Origin of the sequence: Chryseobacterium sp. CT-SW4, from assembly GCF_048572715.1 — a bacterium.
Taxonomy (GTDB): Bacteria; Bacteroidota; Bacteroidia; order Flavobacteriales; family Weeksellaceae; genus Chryseobacterium.
Map to the genome: position 1 here is coordinate 2957619 of NZ_CP183840.1, position 23161 is coordinate 2980779.

A 23161-nucleotide genomic window follows, 5' to 3' on the forward strand; every position below is an offset into this window, starting at 1 on the left:
TCATGACTATTAATCTTTAATTATATATTGATATTATTGTATTTTTACAAATGATATCAATATATATTGCACCTATAGCTTTGTGAACTGATGTCATAAAAGTATATTAACAGTATCATATTTATTTTCCCTAAACATGCCATATTCATGTAGATGATTGAAACTTCCATTTTCAGATTCGACCTTTTACTAATCAAATTTCAATTCAAATTCTGAAATAATAAATTTATACTTCAGACGGAAAAGGGCAGGAATTTGCCTTATTAATTGAGCTCTTTCAATGATAGGTCTTTTGCGGATTGTTATACTTATTTAATCCTAGATATAGCAGTTAAAAAATCACTTCAAGGGGAATATAGTGGTCGATTTTATCAGAAATATACATGAAAGAGGCTTTTCAATTATAAATTTATTTCCATTTTATTTTATTTGCTATCTCATTAAATGTAAATTTTCCTAATTCAATTATTTTCCCTTTTTTATTGATATAACCATTTTCTTCTTCTTCGCACTTTACAGAATAATGGTGACAGTCGGTTTCAATCGGATGCTCTAACCAGGGAATCATTCTGCATTTTCTTCCAATTATAGCTTTTCCATTATGAAAAGTTGAAGCTTGTTCAAACTTAGGTTGAATAATAATTTTACCTTTTTTATTTGCAAATCCTATTTTTCCATTTTTGTCCACAATTCTAATCTTATTTTCCACAAGATCATCTGGGCTAGGAGTTCCATATTCAGTATTCAAAACTTGAAAAAGTTGATTTTCATTTATGTCAATTGCAGTCCAGCCCTTTTCATTTATGATTGAAAAAATTGAGAAATAGCCTAATGTTTCAGGTCTATAATTTATACCATAAACATTCTTGTCAAGAGTTTTTATCACTTTTCCTTTTTTATCGGCAATTATTGAAGTTGAATAATCATCGTCTTGATAGATTATCTGAAATTTTTTTTGAGCCAATGTATTTTGAAAAAGGAAAAAAAATATGATGAAAAATACTTTAAAATTCATTATCTGTACTACTTTCATAGTATTTGCGTTAACAGAATAAGTATCAGTGAGATGCGGGAGAAAATTGAATTTTAGTTCAATTTTAGACCAAGCGTAGTTGAAATTTTTTTCCATAAAACTAAGCTAAGAAAAATCTGTGGAATGGAAAAAATATCGGAGGCATAGAAGGAGAGGATGTTCAATTCCGATTACATACAACTGAAAATATAGTTGAAACATTGACTTCAGAATAAAACTCCATTATAGATAGAAAAATGGTAAATATTAAAAAGAAAAACAGAGTGAAGCTATAAGAATATTGTAAAAAATCCTGAGAAATACAGTATTGAAATGATTTGCATCACAAAGAACAAGCTCACTCATTGAATAGAGAGACTATTTCTGAATGTTCTATGGGAAGGATACAGTAATTCTGGGAAAATGAAAAAGCTGATAAATAAGAGGGAAGGGAATGAAAATAAAGATTCATACTCAGTCCTGAATTCATATAAAGCGAATCAGTTGTTTTTATAGCGTAAAACTCCAAAAGATCCTTTTACTTGTAGATTCCGGCAAAACTGATCATCATAATCCTGGGAAATGACCCATTAATTCCTTAGCAAATTATTGACCAGGGTAATTGCTGCATCAACATTATCATTCCGAAAAATAATAAAATAAGCCTGAAGGAAAATTTCATAATCAGAAATACTCATCAGGAGATAATATTTTATCAGCGCTATTTAAAAGGCAAAATTCCTCTTTTAAGGACGGAGAAAGGTAAATCTATTACAGAGAAAAGAACATCGGAATTTGCCTTATTAATCACGCTCATTCAGAGTCTAATTCGTTTGAAGAGTATAGAGATATTGCAGGGAACTGGTTAATGCGTAATAGTAACGACCTGACCTGATCATTGAAGGTTAAAAATGACTGAGGTGGATTAAGTCATGGCTGATTACATTTCCTATAAAGATTTCTAGTCTTAAACAAATAGGAGGAACTTTGGGAAATCCCAAAAACAAAAATTCTGCCCTAAGTATATAACCTTCTTTAGTATTTAGTAGTTTATAGCCTTTGGTCTTATAGGTTTATAGTCTTATAGTTTTTAGATATATATGAACCTTATATATAACCTTTAAGCTATGACTTAGATTTCTTGAGGGTTTTAATTTTTGTTTCAAATTTTTTATCAAATATACGGAAATATTTGTTTTTTTCCTTTTTTACAAAACGTTCGTACGCCCCTTCAAGTTTTTTCATGTAGGAAGATTTTATTCCTTTGTGCAATAAATCAGCTATGTAAGTATTAAAAGGTTGCAGTCCTCCCTGGCTTTTAATAGCTAAATAGTACATGAAATCATCAAAATCCTTTTTACTTTTACTATTGTTCAATTTCGCCTGTAACAAGGTCTCTTCTATCTCAGGAGATAAAAAATCAACAAAACTCAGGCTTCCCGCAAGATCATGCAAAGAATCTGCAACTTTATCCCAATGGTCACGCAGATTCCTAAGAGTATTTATTTTACCTTTAAAAGCTGTTTGGTTGAACTTTGATACCGTTTCTACCTTTAGCTCAAATCTTAAGTAGAAAAAATGCCGGAGCACGATCTTTCTGAATTCCTCCCTTCTTGTTTTTGTCAGCGTCTCAAGTAATTCTTTATTCTGCAGAACGCGTTTAAGCTTATCATAAATACTGATGCTAAAGTTTTCTGCTTTATAGCTGATTCCTGAATTCCCATAGATAAATTTTTCTCCTACATTAGGGCAGGTCCCAAAGCAGGAAAGGATCGTGCTCATATTCCCATTAAAAACCATTGTGGCCCCCAATTCTATTTTGGTTATTCTGGCATTCCAGAAATTTGTTCCTGGAATTTTAAACTGCCTGGAATAGAGGTTGACAATTTCCTCGAAATCTTTATAGGTCAGATCATTTAAAATATTTTTCCCTCTCTTGTTTTTAACTCTTAAATAATCCTTACGTAAATTCTGATGAATTATCAGTTTTCCCTTTTTCTCATCAAGAGGTCTGACAAATACTATGGATAGGTTTTTATAATTCTTATTAACAAATCTCTGGTCCTGGTCAAGATACTCAATATCATCGTCCTGCTCTTGAGGATCAATATCATTTTCACGCTCTTTATTCTGGTAACGGAAGAAATGGAGTAATTCTAACTTTTTATAATCGAAAACAAACCATTGCCTATTTTTCTTCTTATTTTCCCCGGAATATTTCTTTTTCTCCTCCAGAAAATCCTCACTGATTAAAACGTCTTCGACAATAAATTTGATTTTATCAACCATTATAAAAATCTTTATTATACTTTAAATTGAGATATAACATCTGCAAAAATTGATCAGGTCATCTGATAACCAAAGGTAATTAAATAAAATTCCGCATTCAATTTAAATATGGAAAAATTGGTGGAAATTTCTTCCGCACCTATTTTTATACCTCTTTTAGCTTTTCATTGATTTTTGATGCGTTTCCAAAAGCATAGCAACATATTCATGATTATGTTTCAGGAAAGTTCGTTATTAAAGAGATTCAATATATTTTTACCTTCAACATTTCAGTAAAAAAGAGAGCCAGGGAAAATTCGCACATGAAGTATTAAAGATAAGCAGCCCTTGCTCTGACTAATATAGTAGTAATAATAAATCCATTTTAAAGTTAAGGAAGACGTAAAAAATTAATGTAGCTCAAAACCTAAACTTGATATGGAAATTCACTTTTGCCTTATCTTCCTTAACAAAATCCAAAAATATAGCGTAAATGTTGAATAGGCAATATGAAATCAATCACCCGTAAAGCTCTTTACTTATATGTTCATTTAACAGTAAATTTAAAAATATTTTAAAGCCTAACTGCTTTATTAGGCTTATGTACTATTTTATTGCCCTGATATGGAATCCTTTTCTTTATTATAATTTTCAGAGGTTACCTTATAAATAAAAAACAGAGGGCAATTATTTGCCCTCTGCTTAGTTTTTCAGAATATATAATTCTATTTATGAATTTGCAACTATTTTTAAGACAAAATTTATGTACTTTATCGTTATACTTTAATAATGATAATATCTTATCTGTACTTGCTCCAGTCTACCTGCATCATTAGATAAATGGAAAAAATAAAGTTAAAAAAAATAAAAACCGATATTCCAAAAACTATCCAATCACCTTTTTTGTTTACATCTTTCGGTAATTCGTCAAAAGCTTTATGATAGTTTTCCCATTGATTTTTATTTGTAAAATTTCTCCACTTTAATAAAACAATGATACTAAAAGGAATATAAACTAAGGGATTCTTCAATGACAAATGAAGATTTTGCTTTGTAATAACGCTATAATATGCATAAATAGAAATCATAATCCAAATTTCTAAAGCCATCATTGCAATTGTCGCCTTAAAGTCCGTCAAAAACGCCCCTCCTAATTCTCTGGAAGTATATTCTATTAGTTTATACCATTTATAATAAAAGTAATGATAATATTTTTTTATTTTTTCCATAGTGCCTCTATTTATTTAGGTCCTCTTGGGATTATATACACTCTGTTCGGTCCGGCCTTATTCACTCCGCTATCGAGTTCAAACTGATATTTAGCATTGTCATTCATTGCTCCTTCAACACCACCCGGATAAACAGCTTCCACCGCTCCATAAGCTGTAGATACAGCGACTCCATAAGGTCCTCCTAATAATCCCCAAAGTCCGATCCCTGTATTAGTTCCAAATTTAGGAAGAGAAACAGCATCCGGTGCTTGTGGATTTTGAGTATAATTAAGAACACCCATTCCATCCATTAATAAACCAACACCAAATCCTGCCACTCCAAGCTTAGTTCCAATGTTACCAATACTATAAGTTTTAACGTATTGGTTGCCATAAAACACTCGTCCCGCTTGGGTCGCCGTGTATAATTTATAATTAGAACCTATTCTACTTACACCTGCTCCCTGTTCTAACGCTGTTGCAGCAGCACCGGCAATAAAATTATACGCTCCATAACTACCTAATGAATTAGAAGCCATAATGGTGGTTCCTCCTTGCGTTGTATGATCAAATCTATTATCCAAAGGCCCTAAATCGCTACTTATCGTTCCGTTATTATGGAAGGTATATGTTGAAGTAGTTTCTCCGTTTACTTTTGTAGTTAGTGTACTACCTTCTCCAAGATGTTGCGCATTCTCTCCATAAGCAGCTGTTGCATCTGCTTGAGATTTAACTTTATCATCGAAGAAAATTTGGCTTCCCCTTTGAACCCAGTCCGTTCCCGATCTTCCATCCGGATCAATAAATCTTATTGGATTATTGAAGGCATAATTATAAACTGAATGTCTTCTCATTTGCTCAGCTAACGGATCAATCACACCCCATCTACCCAAGTCAGGCATATACATTCTTGCACCATAATCATTCCACCCTGTTTCCTGCTGTAATTCTTTACCATTATACTGATATCTATAAGCAGGATTGGTGTTCGCACCTCCAGTACCATGCTTTAATCCGAAAGGATAGTAATTATTTTTATCCACAATATCAAAACCGCTGCCATTGTACATATAACTCAGCCTTATATTTCCTAAATGATCTGTATAGTTGTAAATATACTTATTATTTTCAAAATTATAATAACCTTCTGAGGTAGGAACAAATTTTGGAATTATTACAGCTCTTCCTCCTGCATCTTCCACTTCATACTGGAATCCATCAAGATATTCCGTAATAAGGTTAACTTCTGTATTAGTTCTTCCAGATCCATAGGTGTATGTTTTCTTTAATTTAACTCCATCTGCACGATAAAGGTATTTAGTATTGACATTATAGCTTGTTGTATTACCGCTTAAATCAGGGAATCTCGGAACATATGATTGGTTAAATGTAATATAATTCGGAAGATTTAAATGATTGTAAGTAATTCCTAATATTCCTTTATCCTCATGATCTGTCATATTTCCATTGAGATCATAATGGATAAGCATTCCTGATGAATCAGGATATCCTAAATAATTGGATGAAGAATCCGTAACAGTCTGGAGCCTATTTCCTGAATATACATAGTTAAGGTTATCTATTAATTGTACTCCTGCATTTTCTATATAGCCGTTTCTTTTTAGGGTTTTGATATTTCCGTTCAGGTCATAGCTTAATGTCTCATTGTAGTAGTTGTTTTGAGGGACCGTAGCATTAGGTTCTGAATAGATTCCATCTTTCAGCCTGTTTAATGCATCATAAGTATAGCTGTATCTTTTCAGGACTCCTTCTGTGGAAACATTCCAGTCTACTTCGGCAATATTCCCATTGTACTTTCCTGAAGCAATGTTGGTATAAACAGGATTATTGTATTTGATCTTATACCCAAATAAATCAGTTCCTAAGTTAGACGGATCGTTGATCTGGGTCATCCAGCCTCGGATATTGTATTTGTAATCAATGGTCTGAAGCGGAGAAGAAGCAACTGTTCCTCCTACTTTCTTTGTCTTTAACTGGGATAGTTCGTTATAGGTATTCTGAGCCAGGATCTCAATAGGATTTGATCCTACCCGATGGGTGTGCTTTAACAATCTATTCTGATGGTCATAAGTGAAAGCTTCTTTAGTCAGTATTTCTGTATCCGTCATGACTCTCCTGTGGTAGGTATAGGTTTGAAGGGGTACCCCCGAAAAATCAAGCTGATGATTAACAACGGTATACCCTCCCAGGTGATTATTACTTCTACTTCCAAATACTCTTCCTGAGGTATCATACCAGGTATAGTTCTTCGTCCATCCATCATCTTCTATATTCTTCACATAGGAAGCTAAGGGAAGTCCTTTGGTAGATCTTATACTTGTTATTCCATTACTTGTAATAGAAGTAGGAGTAGCGGTAAGAAGAGGGTTAGAAAATACATTGGTGATTCCTGGGGAACCTGCTGGGTAGGTATCATAATAATTAACACTTAAAATCTGGGTTACATTGGTAGGACCTGCCACTTTGGTATAATAAACAGGCATTCCATTCAAAGTAAAGGAAACACCAGAAGTTCTGGTTTCATAGAGATTAGCATTGTTATTAATATTGGTCTGATTCGTAGCTCTACTTCCCGTGTTATTAGTAATACCTGTATAAACAACCCTTCCAAACTGATCATATTTAGTCAACAGCCATTGTCCTAATGCTTTTAAATTAGTATCCTGGCTCATTACAAGCTTATCCGCTTTATTGTAGATCATATACTCCCAGCCTTTTCCGGGAAGCTTCTTCTCTACAAGCCTGTTTCTTCCGTCATATTTGTAAATGTAGCATAAACTCTCTGCTACTGTATTAACATTGGCAACAGCACTGGCTTTTGGTGGAATAACATACGCCAACTGATCATATTCATTATATACATAATACGTATCTGCATTCTCTGTAGAACTTACTACTTTTCTTACCAGGATTACCTGTCCTTTCCCATTTTTAAACTCTATGGTCTTATTGCCATCTTCATCTATGACTGTATTCTTATACAACTGATTAGCTCCATAAGAGGTAGTGGTGGTACCAATAGTATAAGAGGTAGCTCCATTACCCCAGGTTGTAGTAATGGCATATTTCTTTACAGCATCGGCTGTGGTATTGGCATCATACTCAAACTTAACAGGCTTGGTACTCCAATCCGTTCCTACCTGTATTTGCTGCTGGATTCTATCTAAAGGGGAGTTTTCCAATACTTTCTCGCCATAGATCTTTTCTGTTCCGTAAATATCTGTCTGAGTGGCATTGGATAACGGAGTAGGAAAAATTGCTCCGTTTTGAGTGCCGGACTGGGGAACAGGAAGATAGTCTTTCACCTGTCTCCCGAACTGGTCGTATTCGATATGGGTAACTACATCTTTTCCCAGTGGGGATGCTTTTACATTAACAACCTGCTTAGCCCTACCTAATCCATCAAAATATTGTACCGTCTGCATTTGCTTGGCTGTAGCACTGCTAGCGGTTACAGGCTCTAAATAAACCCTGCTCTGGATATAGTTTTCACTTGTTGTCTGGGCATTTAATCCTGCTACAAACAATAGGCTTATTGGAATGATTATTTTTTTCATAGTTCGTGTTTTTTATTGTTTGTAGTTATACTTATACTCTTTTAAGATATTTCCATTACTATCTACTACTTTCTCCAGTCTATTTGCGGAATCATAGATATAATATTCCCTGATTCCTGATGGAGGAGTGATACTTCTTACTCCAATCAAGGGGTCATAGGTGTATGTGCTAACCTGGTAACCTGATAATGCAGAATTGTTTCTAAAGTTATCTAAAGCCGTTAGAAGTGCTGATTCATCATTATTAATTGCTGCTGAAGCATCGGTATTGGAAGCTGTGACGATAGCCGAAGCTAAAGAAGAGACCTGGGTGTAAGTAACTCCCTCAATCTTCGCTATTGGCTGTGTCTGGTTATAACCCCATACAATAGCTACTGGAATTCCATCTTTGGTTGTATACTGCTGAAGGTTTCCTTTAGAGTCATACTGATCATAAGTGATCTCTGTAGTGATAGAAGCCGAGTTTAAAAGATTCTGGGTAGTTATAGAGCTCGGAAATAAATGAGTCCCTTCATACTTTGTTTCTTCCTTTGAAACAATAACATCAGAAGCAGAAGCACTCTCTTTTAGTATCGTAGTGGTTTCTAATGGAACACCTACTATATTAGCATTTATCAACTTCTGATTACCTTTCTCATGAGCATAACTATATGAAGTTGTCTGAGTTGATAAATCAGGAAATTGTGTTTTTGCTGAAGTTAGCTGATAATGATTCTGAGTGGAATAAGTATTAGTATTAGTTGTTGTTATTGTCACATTATTTGGAAAATATTCCGTTGTTTTTATCTCTGTAGGATTATAAAAACCATAATAATTTTCATAGAAGCCATATGAGATATTTAATAGCTGATCCTGTGCAGGATCTGGATTATAGGTGAAATTCTCTCTGAAAACATAGCTCTTCAAACTCTTTATTTTCTCATAATTATACTGGTAAGTTTTATTTATAATCTTTTGATAGATTCCATTTTCAAATTTATATTGATTTTCTTCTTGTAATAAATTAGATTTTAACTCCCCATAGTTTGTTTTTGGAATATTATATATTTCAGGTTGCCTTCCTATATAAGGATCCTGATTATTATAATATGAAAACTTCCGTTCCACTGCACTCTTATTTTCTATAACTTCAGTTATATCACTGTAAAATATTTTATTTCTTCTATGGCTAAAAAAGGGTAATAAACTATTTTGATAAGCGGAATATACATCTCTTATCTCTACTCCCGGCATTGTACCTCCATTGGAACATGATTTTGAGGTTTCCTGTTTTTGGGCCATTAAATAAGGTGCATTATATTCTGCAATAGAAGTCTTTTGAGTTCCTATATCGTTCAGCTTGCTATAGTAAAACTTCCGTGTATAATTATGACCTTCTACATCAGATTCTTTAATAGAAGACACTCTGTTTCCTCCAAAATATATTAATTCCGTTTTTGTGGCAGTATGTTCATTATAATAAACAAATATATTTCCACTTACCACACCTAATCGTGATGAAACAGAATATTCTACCTGATAGATATTTCCTGCTACTGTACTAACAGGGGAATAATTAGTACCTACTACCGCATTGAAAGGATCCGACACATTTTTATTACCTGAGAACACTATAGTTCCAGTGGTTAAATTTGTTATTTTCAGGCTATGAAGATCACTTGAAGGCTCTCCACATCCAAAATAGGAATCAAAAAAGGCTGTCCCATAGTATTCAATGGGAGCTCCGTTGGAAACGAAAGTAAAAGAATCAACCGGATTATCACTAGCCAGATTACATTTATTATAATTAACACTTATAAAACCCGTTTCTTTTACAACCTCATTTACCTGCCCCATACTTGAGTTAGGTTCATAAAGGATCTCTGAAACACCTTTAGTCGGATGTATTATTTTTTTCAAATTTCCAACAGAAGCCAATGAAGGCTTAACTTTTTTGTCAGCTGAAAAAATGGATGAAGGAACTATGTTAGAGAAACCATTAAAAATTCCAAAATTATTATCTGAAGCTATGGACGGAAAAGGAGATAGATTATTAACTCCATTAACATATCCATAATAATCTGTGGACAGGCTAAATCTAGAAGGTAATAATTCTAAACTGTTATATTCAAACTCTGTTTTTACATTTCTTTTAGTATCTACTAAAGATTTCAGAAAATGTCTATTTTTAGTTGAATTTTCAGTAGAAGGTAATCCATAATAAGTAGCAACTGTTGAACTTTGTACATCAAGATATTCAAAATCATATTTATGGATACGCTGATTACCATACTTAATTTCTACAGAAGTAAGAAGATTATTTTCGGGGGTACTATTGAATAAATCTTTCCTTTCTTTATTATATATAAAACTGATTTGTTTATCATCTTCAACAATGCTTACCAGTCGAGGTTTATAAGACTGAATGGTAGATTTTGTTTTATTGATTCCACTATAAGTATATTGGGTACTTGCCGGAATACTACAATTTTGTTGCACATTGAATTGAGCATTCAACGAAACATAATAATTAAGAGGCTCTGTAGCATAATTAAAACTAGTCTCTCTTTTCTCCGGAGTTAGTATTTTATACAGATACCATCCTGTAACTGCATATTCATTTGGTCCTGAATTTTCATAAGTTGTTTTCTCTGTATTGGTTTCGGTTCCTCCAAAATAATATTCAGTTCCAAATTTGTCAGTCAGTTTAAATTCTAAAAGTTTTCCGTATACAGATACCGGAGCTGTTTTAACACTAATTTCTATTTTAACGTTATCCTTTGATTCTATAAAAACATTTAAATCTTTATCTATGTAAAAACTGCCGCTTAATCCATTGGAAGTTGAAAAATTAAACCAATCATATTCAGTATCTATTACATTTCCCGCTTTGGCTGCATTTCTGATTTTTTGTAAATCAGCAGTTTCGTTAACTGTATCTGGTCGCCAGTTTTCCTTATTTTCATCCGTTTCATCTTTTACTACTCTTGATATAACTCCTCCTGCATTTAATTGCCAGGACATCCCGGTGCTTGTACCGATGTCATCCACCTTTACTCCACTTATATAACTCAGAGAAATAGGAGTTTTAATCCCTCCATAAATGGGAAGTTCATAATTAAACTCTCCACTGGAAGATTGTTCAAAATTAATTCTGCTGTTAGCAAATGTTTCTTGAGATGGGGGTACTATTTTAGGAAGATCAAAATTATTATTGGTAGATAAACTCTGACTATTATAGGTCTGAATAGATAATAATAGTAATAATGGTAAATATTTTTTCTTCATCGTGTTTATTTTTTTATGAGTTTAGCATTAGCCGTTTTATTAGTATCAGTCTTGATCACCACCAGATAAGCTCCCTGTATCAAAGATTGTGTATTCAACTTCGTTACCTTATTCTTTGTCTTTAGACTCTGCAACTGCCTTCCACTCATATCATACAACATAATATCTGCCTCCTTAAAATCATAGCCTATTTCTACATAAGCATAATCTGATACAGGATTGGGATAAATCTTAATATCCTGCTTCTCTATCAATTGATCTATCTGCTGATCTCCTAACTTCACGATCTTCCAGTTTTCCTTGCCTAATTCATCAGCACTTGTTCCTACCAGTAGGATAGAGCCATCTCTGTTTAACTTAATATCCGATAACCTCTCCTCTCTCTTCCTTGATTCTCCCCTCACATACTTTCTCCATTGTTCCTCTCCTCTATCGTTCAAATACAACATCCAGAACGTTTCATCATCTGTCTCTATTCTTCCTTCTGCCTGGGTATAGCCTCCCAATAAAATTCCTTTTGTTTTATCTTCTCCTGTATTAATAGTGCTCATTCCCATCAGTACATCTCTGTTCTTAAAACTATAAGACTTCTGCCATAAGTCTTCTCCTTTGTCATTTAATGAAATCAGCCATAAGTCCGTTCCTTCTTCTATTCCTACTGTCTTGTTTCCTGATCGATCTGATCTCGATTCGCCTCCTACTATATAACCTGTTGATGTTAAAGCCAACGTTCTTAGATGATCATCTCCACTGCCGCCATAATTCTTCTCCCATTCTACCTTACCTTCTTTACTCAGCTTAACAATCCAGTAATCGCCTTCTCCATAGTTCTCTGTCTTCTTTCCTTCTGAATTTCCACTTCTTGAATACATCCCTAAGAGTACGCCGCCGTCCTTTGTTGGAATCATCTTCTCTACCTCATCCAATCCTCTCCCTCCTAATATAAGCTGGGATAATTCCTTTCCGTCTTTATCCAGTCTGATTACCAAGACATCTTTAGAACCATATCCTTTAGGTAAGTTCTGGATACTTCCTGCCACTACATACCCTAAATCTGTAGTCTGAACTACTGCTCGAGCTTCTTCATCAGAACTTGTCCCTAAAGTCTTTTGCCAAAGTTCATCTCCCTGCTCATTGAGCCTTAGAAGCCAGAGGTCTGAACCGCCTTTAGATTCTTCTTTCTTATCTGAATTTTTGGAAGAGAAAGAAGTTCCTGCTACCAAAAAGCCGCCCTCCTGGGTAGCCACGGTTGCTGACAAAAAATCATGGTTATTCCCTGAGAAATACTTTTCCCAGACCTCTTCTCCCTGTTGATTAAGCTTGATTAAATGGAAATCATAGCCGTTATTCTGCTCCCTGCCTGAAGCATCAGGCTTACCGCCCTGAATAACACTTCCTGAGATTAAATACTGCTGATCAATAGTAGTGGTTACCTGGCTTAAAAAATCCTGGGTACTGGATTTAATATCTTTCTGCCAGAGAACCTGCTGTGAATATACCACAGCCGTAGTACATAGAAATAATGCACTCATGTAGAGTTTTCTCATTCACTTTGGTTTTAATAGTTAATACTTATCTTTTTATTATTTTGTCTTAAACCTACATAAAATTCATATTACAAATTACAGGGTATACTATATTTATATCAGTCTGTTTATAGGAATTGACCAATACCTAAATATAATAAACTGTTATTGTGATATTTATTATAGGTCATGATTTTTATCAAATGTTACAGTAACCACTACTTTTAATAGAAAATACAGGGTTTGCAGTACGATTGCAGTAGCGGAAAAGTCCCTGTAGCATATGCTTTTTCGTTGTTAATTTAATTTTCTTTTTCATTTTCTTGTCATTTAATATTCTTACTTATTTCGCAAAGCTAATTCTCTAATGCGACAAAACCTGACGTGTTACACTTTATTTTTAATAATTCTGATAAGGATAAAAAACAAAAAAGTTGAAATGGGTAATTATTATATATTCAAAATATTTTTCAGTGGGGTTTCCGGCATTTTTAAAACTCTTCACTTGTATTGCCGGATCTTCCCATAGATTAAAAAGCAAATTTTCCCTTAGTATCAGGGCTTTTCCCCTTTCGGGCAACACAGAGCCTTTTCGGGTAACCCTTACTTGCTTCTTCTTGTATCATGACTTCTATTTTCACTTCTATTTTACTTGTTATTTCAGTAAAACATATCATGCTTTTACTTGCTTTCCTCTTGTTTATTTTTTCTTTAATCTTGATATATATTCATTTAGAGAGCATTAAAATGTAATCCTATAGATTCCCATAGAGGTTACATCGGCTTTTTCAGCCTTTACATATTTCTTGATCCAACCGATTGATGTTGATACAATGCAAGAATCTGAAACTCCTCCCAATCTTCTGGCAGAAACTACATTTCCTGCTTTATCTACGGTATAGGCAATCGTAACAGAACCGTTTGCTGTGCAACTATGAGAAGGTTGTTTTCCTCCTCTTCCCATTGTTCCATAAATTAAACCTATTAATTTTCGGTCAACACATATTTTGCTATTACCGTTTCCATCACCACCCAAAGGATCTCCTGCATTTTCATTTTGGATTATCTCTTTTCCTCTTCCATTTATAAGGTTCCCAATAGAAGGATTTTCTTTTTCATTCTCAATATTTTTTTCATTTTTATCACTCCGATAATATTTAATTTTTTCCGCCTTCATAAAACCCTTTAAATCTCTGAAGGTAATTTTATCAGTTCTTTCAGCATTTTCTAATGCCTCCTTTTTACTTTTTTTACAATTGGGAGAATCTAAATCGATCTCTTTATCATTTTCATTATAAAACTTATCAACCCTTTGTAATTTGGGATTTCCGTAATTTTTATAAATACCACGGTATCTGATCTGCCCTGCACATTTATTTTCTAAAAACCAGTCCTCTTTTTTTACAGCTCCTAATAGAATTCCATTGTTATCAAAATAAAAATCCTGCGAACTATTCCAGTCTCCCATTCCCCAAAAACTATCAGATTTACTAATGTAAATGATCTTATTATTTTTTTTAATGATTCTGTATGACATCATGATCTCGCTATCATCATCCTCATTATTATTTTTATCGGGATAGTATCTTTTAAGAGTACCATTATGCAGTTTATAATAGCTTAGAATTTTATCGGGATTATTTTCTATTATTTTATTGGCAAACTTTTCAGCTTCTGCAAGTTCCTCATTGATATTTTTCTGACTAAAAACCAGAACGTAATTAATGAATAAAATAAATGTTATTAACTTTTTCATGATTAATTGATTTGTATTGAATCTCCCTGCTGATTGGGAAGGTTAGGTTCAGCTTCAGAATTCTGGGATACTTTATTTTTTTCTCTCATTTTAGATTGTTCTTCATAATAATTATATCCCTTGCTAGGTTTATAACTTTCAACCCTTGTTATATCAACTCTTTGAGTATTGTGATCTTTGCCACTTTTATTTTGTTCGTTGCTGAAGTTATCTTCTGCAAGATTTTCATCACTGAAAAGGACTTTTGTAAATCCTAAAAATCCATAGGCTGTGATTAGATTTTCTTTGGAATCCTCGTTACGATAGTCAAGCTTTCTAACCAAAACAAAATCTTCCTCATAAATTCCAAGGTTGGAATATCCCTTTTTAGAAAGGGTATTGGAAATAAAGTTTTGGGAATATTTCTCCGTCATTTCTTCTCCTAAAAAGAAGTTTTTCATCGTTTTAAAAATCTGAGGTTTTTGTAGTAAGATTTTATCAACGATGGCATTTTGCATTTTAGCCCGATCAGGCTTTAAGAAGAAAACAGAAACGCTAAACAAGATGATTATACCAACGATTATATAAAATGAATAACTTTCTTCTGACTGCATTTTTTGAGTGATGTAAAGCTCATTTACAGCCTTTTTATTAACATCTTTATCACCCGAATCCCGAACCTCATCAGGAAACATGATTGAAATATCCCGTAATATTTCTAAAGCAAGATCATTATTATATTGTTCAACCATTTTAGGAATCCTGAAGAGGTCAATAATTGCCCAGATAAAAAATCCTCCCACGGTAAGAATATATAATATCAACCAACCCCATTTTTTAAGATAAGCGTAATGCCAACCTACCAAAAACCAAAGCAGGTAAGATATTCCTACAGATTTCTTTCGTCTTTCAAATTCGCTAATAAAGATTTTTTGTTGTTCTGAATTCAGCTCCCGAAATTTTTTCTGAATCAGATAAGAGAAATTTCCCACGATTAATAGTTAATGCCGCCAGTTCCAGACCGCTTTAAATATAGACATAGAAAAAGCGTGGAACTATACCTTCATTTATTAGGGGGAGGCTCTGGTAAGCCTATACACTATAAACAAGGATAGCCCACGCCGTAGCGTGAGCATCAACTCATTTATTCTGTAGTGTATTGAATTTACCAGATTCCCCCTAACAGAATAAAAGCGACGCTTTTATCTTAAAAATATTTATCTAATGCTTTTACATTCTATTTGTTTTTAACATTCTACAAATTTATAAAATTATCCGTAACGGCTTACATCCATTACGCTTCTTAAATTCTTAACGTTAGAATTTGTATAAATCATCGTATTAGCGATTCTTCTATGCCCCAGAAGCTTACTTACCAAAGGTAGAGATACATTTTTATTGTTTACCAGATAGGAAGCAAAGGTATGCCTCCCTACGTGGAAGCTAATCTCTTTGTCTATCTTGCATTCTTCTGCTATTTTTTTTAAAATCCTATTTCCGACCTGATTAGATATTTCGGGAAATACTTTATCACTCGGTTTTTTATTAGTCAGAAATCTTGCAAGTAAAGCTCTTATCTGCCTGTTTAGAGGAATATCTACAATATGTTTTGTTTTCAACATTTTTTTAGAGATAATTTTATTGTTCCAATCAATATCGGAGACTTTTAGCGAATATAAATCACCATACCTTAATCCTGTACAGCAAGATAGCAGGAACATATATTTAGTCGCTTTCATAGTAGCGGAAGTCGGTTTAAATTTTAAGATTTTGAGAACTTCTTCTTCATCTAAAAATATAGTCTTGTGATCTGGGGATTTTACTTTTAACGATTTTTTACTTTTATAGGGATTGTCACCCTTAAACTTTTTATATTCAATGGCTTCGTTAATAATACATTTCAAACATTTATGATGATTGTATAGTCCTCCTTCTCCTATTTCTAATTTCTTTAGATAATTATTAAATTTCGTTATAAAAACAGAATCTATATCTGAAGTGAATAACTTAGCTTTGAAGCTCTTTAACCGTTTCCTTAGAGTTTCATACTTATATACGGTATCTTCGGCTAATCCGTCTCCTTTCTTCATTTCCAAAACCTCATCAAATACAGCATAAAAATCATTGTTATTAGTGCCTTTTAGAAAATTATCTACTAAAGTAAAGGAAAGTGGAATTCCTGCTAAATCGTTCTGACGGAGAAATAACTCCAAATCGGTTTTTTCTTTGGTTATTTTATCGTTTAAAGGTTTATAGCCTTTTCCTTTCGCTTCTCCGCTTTTCTTATCCCAATCTTTAGGAGCAACGTTTTCGTTTAAAGTAAAGGTTTTCTTTACGGAATTAATGATTACCTGAAGATAAATCGGAGAATTCCCGTTTTTCAAAATTTTATCGGTTCGTAAAATAGGCTTAACCGAAACTTTATTTCCCATGTCGTTATTTTTTAATGAGTACAATTTTATATCCTGTAACATTAAATAATTAGCTAAGATAGATAAAAAATTACAAAGTTCAAAGATAAAAAACTGATAGCCAATATTTTACATAAAATATTTTGCTTTAATTTAAAGATAAGCAAATTCTACGATTGGATTTTACATTTTCTTCCCTTTTCTATGCAAAAATAATTCGGGGAGAAAAATAGGGAACTTTTTTATGGCGAAAAATGAGTAAGCATGACGAATACATTTCTCATATAAACATGAAAAAAGCCCCTAAAATAGAGGCTTTTTGATTTTTATGGAAAAGTTCGATTTTCCAAAAAGTGGTCCCACCTGGGCTCGAACCAGGGACCACCTGATTATGAGTAAGGGGTCACGGTATTTACTTTAGCTTACTTTTATTTACAACAACACTGTTTTTCAATTACTTATAGCAATAATTCATTTTGAATTTTGACTTATTTTTACTATTTTTGACCTTTAACCTTGACCTATAACTTGACCTATGGCAACAACACAACTAATGCTCCGAAATAAACCTAAAGCGGACGGAAGTCTTCCGATTGTTTTTAAAGTATATCTAGGCAACAAATCTAAAATTTTGACTACACCATTTTCCATACAGGAGAACCAATGGGATGCCAAAAATAAAAAAGTGAAATCGTCTCACGGCAAAGCCCGTGAAATTAACGAAACTCTGAAAAAACTAGATACCCGTCTTAATGAAGCAATAATAGAACTGGAATCCGAAGAGCTTGATTACAATTTAAATGATATTGTTACAAAATTCCTAAGACAATCAGCAGGTAATAAGATAAAATCTACTTCTGTGAAAGATTTTTTTCAGCAGAGAGTTGATTCATTAGATGAATTAACCAGATTCGGATATGCTAAAGCAATTAAAGAATCTATGCAAGCATTATTCAGATTTGATAAAAACAAAGACCTTAGATTTAAAGATATTGATTTTGAATATTTAGTGAAGTACGAAAATTTCTTAGCAAAAACGTGCAATAACGCAACTATAAGAATTAGAATGACTGATTTAAGGACATTATTTAATCTTGCAATACAGTCAGGATATGCAAAAAAAGAAGATTACCCATTCAGAAGTTATAGTATTCAGAAAAGATTAAAAATGCAATCTCGCAAAATCGCATTGAGTACAGAGCAGTTTGTAATGTTCAAAAGTTTTGATTGTGGAAAGTTCCCCAAATATACAGACACTTACAAAATGTTTTTGTTTTCTTACTATGTTGGAGGAATGAATTTTAAGGACATGGTATTTTTAGAATGGAATAACATAAAAGATAACCGCCTGCATTACACCCGAAGCAAAACAGGTCGGGATTTTAATGTTCCTTTACGGGCAGAAGCATTAGAGATTTTGGAGTATTACAGAAGCTATGTAAGACCAGAACCAACAAAATATATCTTTCCTATTATCTTAAAAAACGGACTTGCCGATAAGCAGTTACACGGGAGATACAGAAGATGTTTAAGAACATTTAACTCTGGATTGAAATTTATAGCAGAACAAACAGGAATTGACGAAGATATAACCAGCTATGTAAGCCGTCATTCCTTTGCCACACATTTAAAATTCAATAATGTTTCTGCGGATGTGATTAGCCAAGTAATGGGACATTCTTCTGTTGCTGTCACAAACTCATATTTGAAAGATTTTGAGGATGATATTATTGATGATGCTTTCAGTAAATTAGCGTAATCAAAGTACGGACAACATGGAACAAAAAAACCTTATGACAATGCTCGGAGAAAAACTTGGACTTGACCCTGCACAAAATACTGATACCCGATACCAAAAACTAGATATATTACTAAAAGTTACATCTGATGATGATTTAACCAGATTTATTAATAAAAATATTCCTGCTGTAAGAACGAATGATAAACAAGAACTTTTAACACATTTTCAAAAATATCTCCGAACCCATTTTACAGAAGAGATTCTGAAATATTATGACCAATCTTTTACCTACCGAACTGCGCAGGTGAACCACTGCAAAACCAGAATAAGTGTTTACAAAGAAACCTTGCAAAAACAACAGCATAATAACAGCTACGAATATTTTCATGTTATTTTGGAAGAATTATCTTTTATAGAAGACCTTATCAGCAGGACAAAAAGCAATAACATTCCTGAAACACCACCACAAACTCAAGGTACAGCCACAACTAGAACAGCGGTATCTCGACATGAGCGGTTACAACCCCTAGTCGAGCCAACTGTTTTCGGACTGATGAACGTTAAGTTTATTGTGCAACTGTATGAAAATCTCAAAGCAGAAAAGTTTCTTGATGAATCCTGTATGCAAGAAATATTTTTACAGCATTTTTTTGTAGATACTGTTCCTGAAACTCGTATAGTGCTACATGGAAGAAGCCAATCCGACATCGGGTATTTGATTGATTCATTACGAGAGTTCTTTAAAGAAGATTATCAGGATGCTACGTTTTTTAATAAGTTTTGGGCAGAAAGATTCGAGCTTCAGACTAAAGGTGATTCCCAGAATCCAAAAACCAAAACCCCAGGCGGCATCAGTAAGATAATTAGTGAAGTGAAAACAGGCAATAGAAAGTCAGCAAAAGAACGTATAATCAATCAAATTGTCGAAAATCTCAAAGCCGTTCCGCAGTAATTCCGCATAAATTTAACGTAAAACTCTTAAAACTCCTTATGTACAGGGAGTTTTTGTTTTTTTGCGGAATACTGTATTCCTCGACCGTTCCGCATTTCCTGCCATACTTTTGTAAACACATTCAGCAACGAAGCTGGATAATAAAAAAAGAAAAACATGGTAAAAATTTTACAAGAATTTAAAGAAATGCTAATAAGCATTTTGAGCGAATTAAAGGAACTAAAAGAAACAGTCCGAATGTCAACTATTCTTAATAAGGAAGTACTGGATGTAAACGAAGCTGCGGTACTCACGGGGTATAAAGTGAGTTATCTTCATAAACTCAGCAGTGTCGGAACAGATTTACCCATTTACTCTTCTTCCGGTAATGGGAAACTTTACTTTAAAAGATTGGAGTTGCTAGAGTGGATGACAAAACACAAAAGAAATAATTTCGATGATTTTCAAAAAGATGTAAATAAATATTTAAACAGAAAAACAGCTTAATTATGAAAGAATCAAAAATTCAATGGACGGATAACACATGGAATCCGTGGCATGGTTGTCGAAAAGTATCACCTGGTTGCAAATTCTGTTATATGTACAGAGATAAAGAAAGATACAGTCAAAATGCAACAATAGTTCTGAAATCAAAAACCAAATTCAAAGAACCTCTGAAATGGAAAGAACCTAAAATTATCTTTACTTGTTCATGGAGTGATTGGTTTATTGAAGAAGCAGACCAGTGGAGAAATGAAGCGTGGGAAATTATCCGAAAAACTCCATATCATACATACCTGATACTTACAAAACGACCTGAAAGAATAAAAGATAATCTTCCCAGCTATTTTGAAATGTTGCATAACGTTTGGATTGGAGTTTCAGTTGAAAGTCAGCAACAAGTAGATAGAATTGCTTACCTGAACGATTTATCCTGCGTGACTTTTGCAAGTTTTGAACCCCTGATAGGTGAGATTGAGTGGGATAATAACATGAATCTTTTGGACTGGTGCATTATCGGCGGTGAAAGCGGTAATGATTTTGGAAAACATAGATATCGACCTATGGAAATGGTGTGGATGGAAAAATTGATTAATGCTTCCGTTAAAAATAATGTAAAATGTTTTGTAAAACAGCTAGGAACTTATCAATCTAAACTGTTAGAACTCAAAGACAAACATGGTGGAAATATTGATGAATGGGATTCTCATTTGCAGATAAGAGAGTTTCCTAAAAAAAGAAGACCTTTTGATTTATTTTCATATTCCGTTTCTGAATCATAATCAATGAAACGACTTAGCTACAACTTCTAAGTAGCAATCTTTTTAAATCTCCAAAATTTTAACGATTCGAGGTACTAGCCATAGTAAAGGGACTATGGAGAGCTATTGCTATGCCTTTTTTTTAAGAAACAAACAGTAAAAAATGAGTAAAGAAAAAACAGTGCAATCTCAACATGAGATTTTAGAAAAATTATTAAACGAAATCAATGTCGTAGATTTCAGAGCATTTTTAAACTTACCAGAAAACGAAAACATTAAACAAAAACACCTTTTAGTAGGTATTATAAAGAACCTGAGCGAGGTTGCAAAGGCTAATAAATGGAGCTTATGCAAAAGTTTTGATTATACTTATATCTATAACGGTCAGTACTGGAAACAGCTGGATAAGGACGATTTAAAAGACTTTTTGGGTAAATGTGCCGCTAAAATGGGTTGCCCTGATTATGATGCCGCTCATTATGAGTTCAAAGATAAACTGTTAAAGCAGTTTCTGACCGACTGTCATTTATCACAGCCTGTACCTGACGAAAATAAAATGATAATCAACTTACAGAATGGGACTTTTGAATTTGAAAATGATACGTGGACGCTTCGTGACTTCGATTCAGCAGATTTTATGACCTATCAGCTTCCGTTTTGCTATGATGAAAGAGCTACTTGTCCTATGTTCAACAGCTATCTGGATAAAGTTTTGCCTGATAAAGAAAGTCAGATGATATTACAGGAATTTGCCGGATATATTTTCACCAAACTGAATCTTGAAAAAATGTTGATGCTTACAGGCTCAGGACAAAACGGGAAAAGTGTATTTTTTGATATAATATGTGCTTTGCTTGGCAGAGAGAATGTGTTGCAATATACGCTCGGAGCATTTTCAAGTGAATACAACAGAGCTAAATTGACTGATGTACTGCTTAATTACAGCAGTGAAAAAGGAACTGATGTAAACCCTGATACCTTTAAAGCGTTAGTTAGTGGTGAACCTTTACAGGCAAGAGAACCGTATGGCAGAAGTTTCACTTTGCATAATACCGTTAGATTTATCATTAATGCCAATGAGCTTCCGAGTGAAATTGAGCTTACAGATGCCTTTTTCAGAAGATGGATTATTATTCCTTTTGAAGTTCAAATCAGTGAAGAGGAAAAAGATATTGATTTGTCTAAAAAAATAATTGCTAATGAATTAGCAGGAGTTTTCAATTGGCTTTTACAGGGATTGGACAGAATTGTTAAAAACAGAAGATTTACCAATAGCGAAAAAGTCAATAATGCAATAGGTGAGTTTAAATGGCAGTCGGACAAAGTCAATTTATTCATAGATGAATTTAACTATACGGCATCGGATACAAACAAAGTACATTTATCCGACCTGTATAAAGACTACAAACAGTTTTGTCAGGATGACGGTTATAAGCCACTTGGAAAGAATAAATTTTCAAAAAAACTGGAAAACAAAAAATTTGAGAAATCCAGAGCTAGTAATGGTTCTATCTGTTTTGGTATGGCTTCCGCTCAATCAGATAACATTGATGACTTTTTGCCTTTCTAAAAAAAAGATTTGTTTTTAAGATTCAGTTTTTCAGTTTTTCAGTTTTTCGGGCGTATGAAAAACTGAATTTCTGAACCCTGATTTAAACATTTTTTTTCTAACAATATTATATATGATAAGAGAAAAATACATCATCAACATAAAAACGGTACAGGATTTTGAAAAAGAGATTGGGTTTGCCATAGAATCAGACTATACCATTGTCTTATATGACAAAAAAGACGGGGTGATAATGGGTGTGCTGTATAATAAATTTGAGGGTTGGCTGGAAATAGATATTAATCCGGTGTACAAAATTCAGCTTTTACAGATAGAAATACACTTACTACATTTTTTAGATAACGAGGATGACCCTGTATGGAATCCCTGTAAAAAATATCTTTCGGATATTCGCATTGTTCATCAGGATATGTCAAAATGGAAAGATAGGGTTGGATATATTTATTTTAATTGACCTACTACCCCTAAAAAACAAAATGATTGGTCCTACCAGACAGGTAAAGCCAATCATTTTTATTTGACACTAATTAAAATTTAAGAGTTGTCAAACTATCAAGGTAAATGTTGAAACACTTTTTTTGTTTCCTCGATTTCCTACCTTTCTGTTACAATGTCATATTTGAGTATTGACTAATAATTCAAAAATATA

General features: G+C 33.4%; 15 protein-coding genes. 6 read left to right on the forward strand and 9 right to left on the reverse strand.

Translation table 11 applies throughout. The annotated features are described in order from the left end of the window. Window positions 1-409: 409 nt before the first annotated feature. The 9 genes from ABJ974_RS13295 to ABJ974_RS13335 form a co-directional block, all read right to left on the reverse strand. Window positions 410-1033 carry a WG repeat-containing protein gene (locus ABJ974_RS13295; RefSeq protein WP_419868723.1) on the reverse strand — a complete coding sequence of 208 codons (624 nt, stop codon included), beginning with the start codon at window positions 1031-1033 and terminating at the stop codon, window positions 410-412. 1104 nt (window positions 1034-2137) lie between these two features. After that, window positions 2138-3301 carry a hypothetical protein gene (locus tag ABJ974_RS13300; protein ID WP_419868724.1) on the reverse strand — a complete coding sequence of 388 codons (1164 nt, stop codon included), beginning with the start codon at window positions 3299-3301 and terminating at the stop codon, window positions 2138-2140. A gap of 779 nt (window positions 3302-4080) precedes the next feature. Beyond that, entirely contained in the window at window positions 4081-4509 is a 429-nt protein-coding gene (locus tag ABJ974_RS13305) for a hypothetical protein (RefSeq protein ID WP_419868725.1), read from the reverse strand. A gap of 11 nt (window positions 4510-4520) precedes the next feature. After that, the gene (locus tag ABJ974_RS13310; protein WP_419868726.1) at window positions 4521-8069 is read right to left on the reverse strand and encodes a DUF6443 domain-containing protein; all 3549 of its coding nucleotides are present in this window, start codon (window positions 8067-8069) and stop codon (window positions 4521-4523) included. Between the two features lie 12 nt (window positions 8070-8081). Further along, entirely contained in the window at window positions 8082-11336 is a 3255-nt protein-coding gene (locus tag ABJ974_RS13315) for an RHS repeat domain-containing protein (protein ID WP_419868727.1), read from the reverse strand. Window positions 11337-11341: 5 nt separating this feature from the next. Beyond that, the gene (locus tag ABJ974_RS13320; protein WP_419868728.1) at window positions 11342-12883 is read right to left on the reverse strand and encodes a T9SS type A sorting domain-containing protein; all 1542 of its coding nucleotides are present in this window, start codon (window positions 12881-12883) and stop codon (window positions 11342-11344) included. Window positions 12884-13604: 721 nt separating this feature from the next. After that, window positions 13605-14618, reverse strand: coding sequence for a hypothetical protein (locus tag ABJ974_RS13325; protein ID WP_419868729.1), 1014 nt, complete (start codon window positions 14616-14618; stop codon window positions 13605-13607). Window positions 14619-14620: 2 nt separating this feature from the next. After that, entirely contained in the window at window positions 14621-15589 is a 969-nt protein-coding gene (locus ABJ974_RS13330) for a hypothetical protein (RefSeq protein WP_419868730.1), read from the reverse strand. A gap of 279 nt (window positions 15590-15868) precedes the next feature. After that, complete coding sequence (locus tag ABJ974_RS13335; protein WP_419868731.1) at window positions 15869-17029, reverse strand: tyrosine-type recombinase/integrase; 1161 nt, start codon at window positions 17027-17029, stop codon at window positions 15869-15871. A gap of 514 nt (window positions 17030-17543) precedes the next feature. Here ABJ974_RS13335 and ABJ974_RS13340 point away from each other — a divergent pair. The 6 genes from ABJ974_RS13340 to ABJ974_RS13365 all read left to right on the forward strand — a co-directional run bounded on the left by ABJ974_RS13340 (window position 17544) and on the right by ABJ974_RS13365 (window position 22966). Then, window positions 17544-18767, forward strand: coding sequence for a tyrosine-type recombinase/integrase (locus ABJ974_RS13340; RefSeq protein ID WP_419868732.1), 1224 nt, complete (start codon window positions 17544-17546; stop codon window positions 18765-18767). A 16-nt stretch (window positions 18768-18783) separates the two neighbouring features. Next, the gene (locus ABJ974_RS13345; RefSeq protein WP_419868733.1) at window positions 18784-19701 is read left to right on the forward strand and encodes a hypothetical protein; all 918 of its coding nucleotides are present in this window, start codon (window positions 18784-18786) and stop codon (window positions 19699-19701) included. A gap of 156 nt (window positions 19702-19857) precedes the next feature. Next, window positions 19858-20187 (forward strand): hypothetical protein, encoded by a 330-nt coding sequence (locus tag ABJ974_RS13350; RefSeq protein WP_076445801.1) that lies wholly within the window; start codon window positions 19858-19860, stop codon window positions 20185-20187. 2 nt (window positions 20188-20189) lie between these two features. Next, entirely contained in the window at window positions 20190-20963 is a 774-nt protein-coding gene (locus ABJ974_RS13355; protein ID WP_419868734.1) for a DUF5131 family protein, read from the forward strand. A gap of 142 nt (window positions 20964-21105) precedes the next feature. After that, entirely contained in the window at window positions 21106-22512 is a 1407-nt protein-coding gene (locus ABJ974_RS13360) for a DNA primase family protein (RefSeq protein WP_419868735.1), read from the forward strand. Window positions 22513-22624: 112 nt separating this feature from the next. Beyond that, window positions 22625-22966, forward strand: coding sequence for a hypothetical protein (locus tag ABJ974_RS13365; protein WP_419868736.1), 342 nt, complete (start codon window positions 22625-22627; stop codon window positions 22964-22966). The last annotated feature ends 195 nt before the right edge of the window (window positions 22967-23161 follow it).

Coding starts and splice junctions, on each gene's coding strand:
- ABJ974_RS13295 (WP_419868723.1), bottom strand. CDS start 1,033: ATGAAAGTAGTACAGATAATGAATTTTAAAGTATTTTTCATCATATTT.
- ABJ974_RS13300 (WP_419868724.1), bottom strand. CDS start 3,301: ATGGTTGATAAAATCAAATTTATTGTCGAAGACGTTTTAATCAGTGAG.
- ABJ974_RS13305 (WP_419868725.1), bottom strand. CDS start 4,509: ATGGAAAAAATAAAAAAATATTATCATTACTTTTATTATAAATGGTAT.
- ABJ974_RS13310 (WP_419868726.1), bottom strand. CDS start 8,069: ATGAAAAAAATAATCATTCCAATAAGCCTATTGTTTGTAGCAGGATTA.
- ABJ974_RS13315 (WP_419868727.1), bottom strand. CDS start 11,336: ATGAAGAAAAAATATTTACCATTATTACTATTATTATCTATTCAGACC.
- ABJ974_RS13320 (WP_419868728.1), bottom strand. CDS start 12,883: ATGAGAAAACTCTACATGAGTGCATTATTTCTATGTACTACGGCTGTG.
- ABJ974_RS13325 (WP_419868729.1), bottom strand. CDS start 14,618: ATGAAAAAGTTAATAACATTTATTTTATTCATTAATTACGTTCTGGTT.
- ABJ974_RS13335 (WP_419868731.1), bottom strand. CDS start 17,029: ATGGGAAATAAAGTTTCGGTTAAGCCTATTTTACGAACCGATAAAATT.
- ABJ974_RS13340 (WP_419868732.1), top strand. CDS start 17,544: ATGGCAACAACACAACTAATGCTCCGAAATAAACCTAAAGCGGACGGA.
- ABJ974_RS13345 (WP_419868733.1), top strand. CDS start 18,784: ATGGAACAAAAAAACCTTATGACAATGCTCGGAGAAAAACTTGGACTT.
- ABJ974_RS13350 (WP_076445801.1), top strand. CDS start 19,858: ATGGTAAAAATTTTACAAGAATTTAAAGAAATGCTAATAAGCATTTTG.
- ABJ974_RS13355 (WP_419868734.1), top strand. CDS start 20,190: ATGAAAGAATCAAAAATTCAATGGACGGATAACACATGGAATCCGTGG.
- ABJ974_RS13360 (WP_419868735.1), top strand. CDS start 21,106: ATGAGTAAAGAAAAAACAGTGCAATCTCAACATGAGATTTTAGAAAAA.
- ABJ974_RS13365 (WP_419868736.1), top strand. CDS start 22,625: ATGATAAGAGAAAAATACATCATCAACATAAAAACGGTACAGGATTTT.